Raw genomic sequence first — 12070 nt, 5'->3', positions numbered from 1 at the left:
TTTTAAATTACGTAATTAACTGCTTTTCAGATTGATATACATAATGAGCATATTGATAGATCAATCTTTATTACAAGTTTATTCTTCTGAACCCATCTTTTAAAAATTAATATTTTTGAGGCTCAGGTTATTTCTATTTTTATAATCATTCAAATCTAACGATAATACAGAGGCTGTACAATTATTCAACATATTTATAAACTTTATTATCGGGCTTCCTTTTAAACAACAGACACAATAAATTGTTATTTTTGTGCCATGCTAATCAAAATCTACCCAGAAAATCCTAACGAAAGAGCCATTGAACAAGTTGTTGAGGTACTAAAAAAAGGTGGAATCATTATCTATCCAACCGATACCGTTTATGGCTTGGGTTGCGACATTACCAATCCGAAAGCCATTGAGAAAATATGCCGTATTAGAGGTATCAAACCAGAAAAAGCGAATTTTTCATTTATATGCCATGACCTGAAGCATATTTCTGATTTCATTAAACCCATTGACAATACGACATTTCGCGTGCTGAAGAAAGCGCTTCCTGGCCCTTTTACATTTATTTTTAATGCCAACAATAATGTACCAAAACTATTAAGCTCAAATAAAAAAACGGTTGGTATCCGTGTTCCTGATAACAACATTGCCCGCTGTATTGTGGAAGAATTGGGTAATCCGATTTTATCTACATCGATTAAAGATGATGATGAGCTGATTGAGTATTCTACTGATCCTGAATTGATACATGAGAAATATGAAAATCTTGTGGATTTAGTCATCGATGGTGGTTATGGAGACAACGAAGCTTCAACGGTAATTGATTGCACAAACGGAGATTTTGATGTCATCCGCGAAGGAAAAGGAAATATTGAAGATTTTCTATAGCGCTCGAACCCACAATAGCCTTATTCTTATCATCCCATAAATTAATGTACCGGCTAGCTATTGTTTTATAGTTTTAGGCTCTTTGCGTGTTGCTGATGTGCCTTCGGGTTAAATATTTTTTGGTGATTACTGAAAATAAAACAATTTAGAAGTTAAGAAAGCTAAAATCATACCTATCCATTTCTAAGGACCTGGAAAATGGTTAAAGAGCATTATATTTTTCAACATTCAATTTAAATAGAGAGGAAATATCTAGATTTATATCACTGAAATAGTTGTTACGTAATCCATCCCACCAAGCCAGCTCCCATTTAATGTTATTTTAATATTAAATTAACAATATTCCCATATTTTCGTATCCTAATCATTCCATATGACGACACATTTACTCCAATAAGGCTGTAATCCAGCTACAATCGTTTGCCATGCAAATTGATTCCCAAAATATTCCAGTTTAAATATCTTCTAGCCCATTGGGTATAGGTTTACTGTGATTATTCATCCGTTTAATATTCATCCTTATTATCCATTATGCTGAAATTCTACTACACTCCTTTCAAAATCTAATTTATTTAGCCCGCAATGGTTTTTGTGCGCTAGTTCCTAAATCATTGATGATTATAAAACATATTATTTCACTTGTAAAATTTATATGAAAAAAATTCTACTATTATCTCTATTCTTAACCCTGTACTTCTCTGAAAAAACATTAGCACAAATTGCTACTTGGGATTTTACTGGGCAATCTACAGTGCCGACATCTACGGCCACAACCTCAGATCCTGGCTTGGCTAGTGTTCCTATTTTAACCCGAGGTGCAGGTGCTGCAGCAAGTGCAGGAAACAACTCCTTTCGAACGGTTGGCTTTCAAAACAATGGAATTTCTGTCGCCAATACCGATTATTTCCAAGTCACCATTACCGCATCTGCAGGAAACAAGGTATCACTTTCATCATTAGATGCACTTTTTGCTGGAACGGCTTCTTATTATGCCAATACCGGTGTAAGTTCACAATATGCATACAGCTTAGATGGCACTAATTTTACATTGATTGGTGCACCAACGGCCATTACAAGTGCCTCAGTTGCACCTAATGCATCGCCAACAGTGAGCTTATCGGGTATTTCTGCTTTGCAAAATGTTGCTGCAGGAACCACAATTACCATCAGATATTATGCAACTGGCCAAACCGCTACTGGTGGATGGGGATTCAACTCTCCTGCTCTTGGTCGATCGGGCTTTAGCATTGGCGGTACTGTAACGCCCTCTGGAACATTTGATACCACTGCACCTACAAATGCAAGTGGCTATCCTAAAACCGCTTCCATAACCAGCTCAAGCGTTAATTTAACCAGCAACATTAATGAAGCTGGAAATACTTATTATGTCTTAATTCCGGCTACAGGGACTGCGCCCACAACTGCTGCTCAAATTAAGGCAGGTCGAGATGGCAATAACGTAGCCGCACTAAAATTTGGAACGATTGCTAATTTAGCCAACGCAGATGCCACGGCTACAATTACAGGGCTTACTTTCTCAACCGCTTATCGTATTTACACTGTATCTGAGGATGTTGCGACAACACCGAATTTACAGACTAGCTTTAGCACATTAAATTTCTCTACGCTTGGGTCGGCAGATGTTACCCCTCCAGTTACGGCAACAGGCTATCCTAAAACAAGCAATCCTAGCCTGAGCTCTGTAGATTTTACAACAAATATCAACGAAGCTGGTACATCTTATTATGTATTATTGGCTTCTGGCTCAACTGTGCCTAGTCCTGCGCAGGTAAAAGCAGGCTTAGACGGAACAGGTGCAGCCGCTCCAAAATCAGGTTCTGTAATCAATATTGCAAATGTAGATGCAACTTCAACCATTAGTGGCTTAACATCGGGCACAACTTATACATTATATATTGTAGCACAAGACAATGCATCAAATTTGCAAACGACCGTTGCCAACGTAGATGCGACGACAGCAAATCCCCCTTTGGTTAGTGCACCAATCATCATCAGTCAATATTATGAAGGCACTTCCATTAACAAATGGATTGAGCTAACCAACTTAAGTAATGCGCCAATCAACACGGCTTCGCCACAGTTAAAACTGGCTTTATATAACATTTCTGGAGATGCCGGAAACATTAACATCACCGGAGCACCTTCTCAAATTGTAAATTTAAACTTTACAATTCCTGCAAGGGGAAGCGTTTTGCTCGGCAATACGGGCAATAGCAATACGGAAGTTCCTTACCTAAGCACAGCAAGTGCAATATTAAATAGCAATACGGTTATCAACTTCAATGGAAATGATGGCGTAGCTTTACTCGATGCCAATAACAATATTATTGATGCTTTTGGCCAAGGCGTAAACGCGAAAGATGTTTCTTACGTTAGAAGCTTAAACGTTACAGCACCTAGCCCTACTTACAATGATCTTGATTGGACTAGAACCCCAATTGCAACTGTACAAAATGCAATTGATGACGATGATGCAAATAGATTGGGTGTACACTTTCCTCCAAACTTACCGGTTTGCGCGGCACCATCAAATCCAGCAACTGCATTAGTTTTCAGCAGCGTAACCACAAATAGTATCTCTGCAAGTTTCAATAAATCTACCGATGCAAATGAGTATCTAATCATTAGGAGTTTAAATACCAGCCTTACTGCATTACCTTCTGATGGTACAGCATATAGTGTAGGGTCGGCTTTTGGAGGTGGCATTGTAGCCAATAGGATTGTAACCAATACTTTTAGCGATAATGCGCTTAGTGATGCAACCAACTACACCTATTTCATCATTCCATTAAACAATATTTCTTGTACTGGTGGTCCGAAATATTTAAGTACCAATATCTTAACTGCACGTCAGGCCACAAAAGCCCTACTACCTTGTGCTACACCAACAGCACAAGCGACTAACTTTACCATAACTTCATCAAACTATAATTTTGTTCAAGGTGCTTTTACCGCATCAAGCAATGCTGATGAGTATTTGGTTGTGATGAGCACCTCAAATACACTAACTTCTGCACCAATTAATCAAACAACCTATACTGTTGGCGACCAACTGGGTGGTGGTATTGTTGTGAAGAGAGGCACCGGTAATACCTTCATCAGAAATGGCTTAAGCCAAAATACAAATTACTATTTCTTTGTTTATTCCATTAATAGTGCTTGCAGCGGTGGGCCTTTATATTTAACCACCCAACCACTTTTAGGCAATTTTAAAACAGGAATACTGGATGTAAATAAACTTAATTTCTACTACGGAAACCTTCATAGCCATAGCAGTTATTCTGATGGAAACAAAGACGATTTAACTAAGAAACCAGAGGATGACTATGCCTTTGCAAAAAATTCGATGAACTTAGATTTCTTAGGTATTTCAGAACACAATCACACGCAGGCAGGTATGTCCTTAGCCAGCTGGCAACCCGGTATAGATGCCGCTAAAAAAGCAACAACATCAAACTTTGTGGCTATGCATGGTATGGAATGGGGCGTAATTAGTGGCGGTGGACACGTAATTGTTTATGGAATTGATTCTTTAATTGGATGGGAATCAGGAGAAAATCAAATCTATGTTCCTAAAAGTGTTTATACAGGCAACACAGGTTTATTCAGAATTATTAACAGACATGGATTAAACGCTGTGGCAACGTTAGCGCACCCGAACACAACAGATTACAACAACATCTCTGCAACCTATGATTTAAGTGCCGATAGTGCAATTGTAGGAACGGCATTAGAAAGTGGTCCGGCGTTTTCGACGAATGTAACCTATTCGGATCCTGCAAGTTCTATGAGTTACTTGAGCTATTACAATCGGATGTTGGCAAGAGGTTATCACCTTGGCGCAAGTATAGACCATGATAACCATAACCTAACCTTTGGTAGGCATACCCGAGCCAGAATGGTGGTACTTGCTCCTGCCCTAACCGAAAATGATTTGTTGGATGCCATTAAAAAAATGCGCTTTTATGCCTCGCAAGATTCTGCGGCAAAAATTGTTTTCACAATTAATAAACAACCCGTGGGGAGTATCTTTAAAACTGCTGGCGCACCACAAATTGAAGTGAATTCTATTACAACCAGTCCTGTTACAAGCATTAAAATACTTTACGGAACACCTGGAAGCGGTACGAACCCAGTTGAGCTTACAACGGTAGCTTCTACAACCTTAACCTACACCGATAATGCCTTGGCTAATTTAGCTACAGGATATTATTATGCAGACATTGTTGAAGCCGATGGCAGCAGAATTATTACCTCGCCAATTTGGTACACGCGTGATGATGCAGTAGTTAAAAAGGCACAAAACATTACTTTTGCAGCCACCAGAACCGCCACTTATGGAGATGCTGATTTACCTGCAGGTGCAACAAGTGATAACACAAGCATTAACATTACCTACACCAGTAGTGATACCAATATTGCCACCATCACAAATACTGATATTCACATCTTAAAAGCTGGAACAGTTACCATCACAGCAAACCAGCCAGGTGATACTTTTTACAATCCCGCTGTTGCCAAACAACAGGTTTTAACCATCAACCCTAAAACCATTAATGTTACGGCTGATGCCAAAACAAAAATTGAAGGAACCGTTGATCCGCCGTTAACGTATACCTCTACCCCTGCATTGCTTGGAACAGATGCTTTTAGTGGTGCATTGGTTCGTGTGGCAGGAGAAGCAGGTGGCGACTATGCCATTAATCAAGGTACATTGGCCATTAATAGCAATTACACCATTAATTATAAAAGCGCCAATTTCCACATCACGCCTAAACCCCTTGCCAGTATTTCTGGTAATTCGGCTGTTTGTATTAATGGCTCATCGCCAACCATAACGTTTACAGGCACCCGAGGTACTGCACCATACACATTTACCTATAACATTAATGGTGGCGCAAACAGAACTATTTCAACAACTTCAAGCAGTTCAATCGCTACCGTTTCGGCATCAACAAATGCAGTAGGCAATTTTGTTTACAATTTAGTAAGTGTGGCAGATGCCAATACGAATCAAGTGCAAACAGGTACAGCTACCGTGGTTATTAATCCACTTCCAGTCGTTTCCATTAACAGCGATAAAGGGGTGTCTATCTCGAAAGGTGATGCCATAATTTTAACTTCAACGGGAGGCAATCAATACAGCTGGACAGGTTCTGAAATCATCAGCGGCCAATCTACTGCTGCCGTAACCATCAGACCAAAACAAACTGGGAATTACAGCGTTACCGTTACCAATGCAAGTGGATGCAGTATCAGTCAAACCATCAACATTACTGTAATTGATGATTATAAGCTTGAAGCCAGTACCGTTGTAACACCCAATGGAGATGGTATAAATGATAAATTCATCATCAAAAACATCGATTATTACCCTAACAATACCCTTAGAATTTTTGATAAAGCCGGACGGGTTCTATATACCAAACAAACTTATACCAACGATTGGGAAGGAACGATTAACGGAACGCCACTTTCTGAAGGCACTTATTATTACATTCTGGATTTGGGTAGTAACCTAGGCAATTTTAAAGGTTTTATTAACATCATTAGAGACTAATTACAAAAATGAAAGCAATTACTAAAAACATAAAGCAAATTAGTCGCTTAACCTTCTTATTTGCGAGCAGCATCTTATTTTTTGATACCGCAAAAGCACAAATTTTGCCTCTGAACGCCCAATATTTTCAAAACAAGTATTTGGTAAACCCATCAATGGCAGGCGTAAACGAAGGCTTTAACATCAACGGAAGTTTTAGAAAGCAATGGTCGAACATTCCAGGTGCACCCATTACCCAAAGCGTAACTTTAGATCAGCAAGTGAATAAAGTTGGCTGGGGCCTAAACATTTACAACGAAAAATCGGGCGGCATTCAGCGTACCAAAGCCGTAGGAACTTTTGCTTACCACCTGCCTTTAAATGGTGAAGATCAGAAACTGAATTTTGGTGTATCTTTCGGGGCAAGCCAAGACAAACTAGACTTGAGCAGCGTTAGAAACATCGATTTCAACGACCCATCCATCGCCCGTTTTAACGACCGAGGCTATTATTTAGATGGGGATTTTGGAATTTCTTATACGTCTAACGGATTAAACGTTGAGGGGGCGGTTCCAAATATGCGTTCTGTATTTAGAAACGATAATTTAAGCTTTGCAGATAAACCTACATTTTATTCCGCCATCAGCTATAAATTTAATTTCGGAACAGGGATAAATGGAATTACCCTAGAACCCAAAGGCGTTTTTAGAGGGATTAAAAATTATGATAATTTATGGGATGCAGGTATTAATGCCAATTTCGCAAACGATAGATTATATGTAATGGCGATGTACCACAACACAGAGAATGCAACTGTTGGTTTTGGTATGAACTATAAATCGACACTTTATTTTATGGCTTACTACAATACCGCTACTTCTGCCATTAGTGGTTATACCGATGGTGATTTTGAAATCAACATCAGAGTGAATATTGGTAAGAAACCATAATTAGGGATACATCCAATTAATGCCGCAAATTCATAGCATCAATCTATGAATCTGCGGCATTTTTATTTATTCATCAAAGGAAAAAGGTTATTAATTCCAACCTCCACCCAATGATCTATACAGGTTTACAACTGCAGTTAATTGTTCAGTTTTGATGCTGGTTAACTCCAATTCGCTTTGCAACAAATTGCCCTGAGCGGTGATGACTTCCAAATAATTCGCCATCCCGCTTTTGAAAAGCAAACTTGCATTCCTTGAGGCCAATTGTAAAGTTTGGGCTCTTTTTTCAGCTATGCTGTATTGCGTTTTGAGTTTCTCTACTTTTGTCAATTCATCAGAAACCTCTCCAACCGCATTTAAAACCGATTGACGAAATTGAATAACCGTTTTTTCTCGGTCTATTTTAGCCAATTCGTAATTCGCTTTGAGTTGCCCGCGCTGAAAAATAGGTTGCGTAATCCCACCAGAAACCATTCCGAATAAAGATGCAGGTACGTTAAACCAATTACTTGCTTTAAATGAATTTACCCCACCGCTAGCCGTGATAACTAAGGAGGGATATAAACTTGCTTTAGCCACTCCAACTCTAGCATTTGCCACATTTAGAGCCAGCTCCGCCGTTCTAATATCGGGTCTTCTGCTGAGTAAAGACGATGGAAAACCTGCACTCAAATTTTCTGGAATGCTGATGTTATCCAATCTACTCTGCCTGTTTATTGATTTGGGTAAAGTACCAATCAAAACACTTAAAGCATTCTCTTGCAGCACTACGTTTTGCTCCAAACGTGGAATAAGCTGAGCTGCATTTAATTGCTGAGCCTCTGCCTGTTGTATGGCTAAAGAACTCACCTGCCCTGCACCAAACTGTAAATTTATGATGCGCAATGTGCTGTCATTCAATTTCAGGTTTTTCTTTGCAATCTCCAATTGGGCATCCATCATGAGTAAATTGTAATAGCCCTCAGCCACGTTGGCAACTAAACGAGTTTGAATGGCCTTTCTGGCTTCTTCGGTTTGCAAAAAACTGGCTAAAGCGCCAGCTTTTTGATTGCGAATTTTGCCCCAAATATCGGCCTCCCAAAACACAGCCAAATTAGCATTATAATCTTCGATGTGCTTAGAACCTGTAAATTGACTGATACTCAACCCATTTAAACTATTATCTGATGGCCGACTTGTACTTGCGGCAATCTGTAGTTTTAATTCAGGCAAATAACCCAATTTCGATTGTTTGAATAAAACTTCAGCAGCATCGATATTTTTCAAGGCAATTTGCATATCATAGTTTTTCTCCAGTGCCGTATCAATTAAATTTTGAACAGTTAAGTCTGAAATAAAACTTCTTAAAGGCAAATCGCCTATGCTTGTAGAATCCTTTTGATCTGTATTTCTAAATAAACCAGGTGCCACATTAGGCAAGGATAGATCTTTAGAAATTGAACATCCGCTCCAAATTAAAGCAAGGAGCAAAATGGTGAAAATATTAAACCGTTTCATAAACAACGTTATTAATAGGCTCTTCGTGATGAACAACCTCTTGTGATTTTTTTGAAATTTTTTCTTGGATGGATTGGAAGATGATGAAGAGTACAGGGATAATGAACAATCCCAAAATTACCCCAGAAACCATTCCCCCTGCTGCACCAATACTGATAGAGTGATTACCTTGAGCCGATGGTCCAGTGGCACCCATCATCGGAATTAAACCAACAACAAAAGCAAGTGAAGTCATGATAATTGGCCGTAACCTAAGTTTTGCTGCCTCCAAAGCAGATGCAACCAAAGGTTGGCCAGCCCGCCGTCTCTGTACTGCAAACTCCACAATTAATATGGCGTTTTTAGCCAGTAAGCCAATGAGCATAATCAGCGCCACCTGCACATAAATGTTATTCTCGATACCTGTTAATCCAATGGCAACAAATACGCCGAATATGCCAGCAGGAATGGAAAGAATAACCGCTAATGGCAAGATATAGCTTTCATATTGTGCTGATAATAAGAAATAAATGAAAACCAAACACAATAAGAAAATAACTGTCGATTGTCCACCGGAAGAAATCTCCTCCCTTGTTTGACCAGAGAATTCATAACCATAGCCTGCTGGTAGTTGTGTTTCTGCAACTTCTTGAATGGCCTTGATGGCATCACCCGAACTAAAACCGGGCTTTGGTATGGCATTAATCGAAATCGAATTAAACAAATTATATCTTGATGCCGTTTCAGAACCGTAAATACGACTCAGCTTAACCAAGGTGTTGATTGGAACCATTTCACCTCGGTTGCTTTTCACAAAAACGCGATCAATTGAAGATGGATCTGCCCGATCCTGAACATCTGCCTGAACAACCACTCGATAATACTTACCAAAACGATTGAAATCTGAAGCCTGTGCACTACCAAAATAGGTTTGCATGGTTTGCAGGATGTCTTTCACGTTTACACCCAATTGGTCTGCTTTTTCATCATTGATATCCAATTGTAGTTGAGGATAATCGGCCTTAAAACTGGTAAAGGCTACTGCAATTTCTGGCCGCTTCATCAACTCGCCAATAAACTGCTGGGAAATTCCGCTGAATTTATCAAGCTTACCGCCCGTTTTATCTTGCAATACCATATCCAAAGCTTCAACATTACTGAAACCCGGTACAGTTGGGAAACTGAATACGAAGAAACTACCACCAGAAATAGCGCCCAATTTGCCACGCACCTGATTCATAATTTCTTCAATATTTTTCACCGCACCACGCTCTGCATTTGGCTTTAACAACACAAAAACTACGGCTGATGATGGGCTGGTAGAATTGGTTAGCAGATTAAATCCTGATACTGCCGTTACATCTCTTGATGCATCCAATTGGCTCAAAACGGTTTCCGCTTGTGTCATTACTTTTTGTGTTCCATCTAGCGATGTACCCGACGGTGTGTTCACGGCAATGGCAATAAAACCTTGATCTTCAGTTGGAATAAAGCCAGCTGGCGTAGTTTTAACCATAAATATTGTCGCCAAAGTAATTAAGGCCAAGCCACCTAAACTTAACCATTTGTTGCGAACCAAAAATTTAAGTCCGCCAACATAGCGATTGGTTAACGAGTTGAAACTGTGGTTAAAACCATTAAAAAATCTTTGTTTAAAGTTTGTCTTGACCGCAGGCTTGCCGTTTTGTTGTGCGTGATTATCTTTTAAAAACAGTGCTGCCAAAGCAGGACTTAAGGTTAAAGCGTTAACGGCAGAAATCACAATCGCGATGGCCATGGTAAAAGCAAACTGACGATAGAAAACGCCTGTTGAACCCTCCATAAAACCAACTGGCAAAAATACCGCAGCCATAACCAACGTAATGGAGATAATTGCTCCTGTAATTTCATGCATGGCCTCGTGCGTTGCGGCTTTCGGGCCCAAATGCTTATGTTCCATCTTAGCATGCACTGCCTCTACGACAACAATAGCATCATCTACCACAATACCGATTGCCAGAATTAAGGCAAATAAGGTTAGCAAATTGATGGAAAAGCCAAAGAGCTGCATGAAGAAAAACGTTCCCAAGATGGCAACAGGAACTGCAATTGCTGGAATTAAAGTCGATCTGAAATCTTGAAGAAATAGGAATACAACAATAAAAACCAAAATAAAGGCTTCAATTAAAGTATGTTCTACCTGCTCGATAGATTGATCTAAAGAAACTTTCGTGCTGTAAAAAATATTTTTCTTTATTCCTACGGGGAAGGTTTTTTCCGATTTAGCCATCAGCTTATTAATCGCCACTTGAATATCGTTGGAGTTTGATCCAGCCAACTGAATAATTCCGATTACGATTGCTTTTTTACCGTTTATCCTGGTGATGCTGTTGTAGGAATAGGCACCAAGCTCAATTCTGGCTACATCCTTCAAATGTAGTATCGAACCATCCGCATTAGAGCGTATGGCAATATTTTCATATTCTTCCGGTTTGGTTAATTTACCTTTGTATTTGATTACGTATTCAAAAACCTCTTTACTTCTTTCGCCAAATTTACCCGGTGCAGCCTCTAAACTTTTATCCTGAATGGCTTTCATAATTTCGTTGGGCGTAACCTGATAAGTTGCCATTTGTGTTGGATTTAACCAAACACGCATTGAATAATCTTTTACACCTCCAAAAATAGCAGCAGATCCAACTCCAGGAATTCGTTTAATCTCTGGTATGATGTTGATTTGCGCATAATTGGCAATAAATGTTTGGTCGTATTTAGCTTCATCATCTGTATATAAACCAATTGCCATGATGAAACTATTTTGTTGCTTGGCCGTGGTTACCCCTTGTTGTACCACTTCGGCAGGAAGTTGGCTAGTGGCTTGTGCTACCCGATTTTGAACATTCACCGCAGCTTGATCGGCATTAGTACCTAATTTGAAGAAAACGGTAATGGCCAAAGAACCATCGTTACTGGCGGTAGAACTCATGTAAGTCATGTTCTCTACTCCATTTATAGATTCTTCTAACGATGGCGCAACCGAGCGAAGAACCGTTTCGGCATTCGCTCCAGGATAAACCGCCGTAACCAAAACCGATGGCGGAGCAATATCTGGAAACTGTTGTAAGGGCAGTTTTGTAAGACCAAGTACCCCCAATATCACCAACAAAATGGAGATAACAGTTGCCAGTACGGGCCTTTGTATAAATATCTTGAACATTGTTTTTAT

5 protein-coding genes are annotated in these 12070 nt (G+C 39.5%); 3 read left to right on the top strand and 2 right to left on the bottom strand.

The genetic code is table 11. The features are described from left to right. Positions 1–258: 258 nt before the first annotated feature. From DHW03_RS02120 to DHW03_RS02110, 3 genes are all read left to right on the top strand, one after another. Positions 259–879, top strand: coding sequence for an L-threonylcarbamoyladenylate synthase (locus DHW03_RS02120; RefSeq protein ID WP_109924093.1), 621 nt, complete (start codon positions 259–261; stop codon positions 877–879). 652 nt (positions 880–1531) lie between these two features. Further along, entirely contained in the window at positions 1532–6460 is a 4929-nt protein-coding gene (locus DHW03_RS02115; RefSeq protein ID WP_109924092.1) for a CehA/McbA family metallohydrolase, read from the top strand. A gap of 8 nt (positions 6461–6468) precedes the next feature. Further along, positions 6469–7389 carry a PorP/SprF family type IX secretion system membrane protein gene (locus DHW03_RS02110; RefSeq protein WP_109924091.1) on the top strand — a complete coding sequence of 307 codons (921 nt, stop codon included), beginning with the start codon at positions 6469–6471 and terminating at the stop codon, positions 7387–7389. 90 nt (positions 7390–7479) lie between these two features. On the opposite strand, the gene DHW03_RS02105 is transcribed toward DHW03_RS02110, so the two are convergent. Next, positions 7480–8886, bottom strand: coding sequence for a TolC family protein (locus DHW03_RS02105; protein WP_109924090.1), 1407 nt, complete (start codon positions 8884–8886; stop codon positions 7480–7482). Continuing rightward, a complete protein-coding gene (locus tag DHW03_RS02100) occupies positions 8873–12061 on the bottom strand; it encodes an efflux RND transporter permease subunit (protein WP_109924089.1) in 3189 nt (1062 codons plus the stop codon). Before DHW03_RS02100 ends, DHW03_RS02105 begins: the two co-directional genes overlap by 14 nt. Positions 12062–12070: the final 9 nt, after the last annotated feature.

The organism is Pedobacter yonginensis (assembly GCF_003173595.1).
Classification (GTDB): domain Bacteria; phylum Bacteroidota; class Bacteroidia; order Sphingobacteriales; family Sphingobacteriaceae; genus Pedobacter; species Pedobacter yonginense.
Note: the sequence above shows the minus strand (reverse complement) of the source record. Positions and strands in the feature narration are given on the sequence as shown.

What these genes read in the sequence shown, in the direction of transcription:
- DHW03_RS02100 (WP_109924089.1), bottom strand. Translation starts at nt 12,061, where the DNA reads ATGTTCAAGATATTTATACAAAGGCCCGTACTGGCAACTGTTATCTCC.
- DHW03_RS02105 (WP_109924090.1), bottom strand. Translation starts at nt 8,886, where the DNA reads ATGAAACGGTTTAATATTTTCACCATTTTGCTCCTTGCTTTAATTTGG.
- DHW03_RS02120 (WP_109924093.1), top strand. Translation starts at nt 259, where the DNA reads ATGCTAATCAAAATCTACCCAGAAAATCCTAACGAAAGAGCCATTGAA.
- DHW03_RS02110 (WP_109924091.1), top strand. Translation starts at nt 6,469, where the DNA reads ATGAAAGCAATTACTAAAAACATAAAGCAAATTAGTCGCTTAACCTTC.
- DHW03_RS02115 (WP_109924092.1), top strand. Translation starts at nt 1,532, where the DNA reads ATGAAAAAAATTCTACTATTATCTCTATTCTTAACCCTGTACTTCTCT.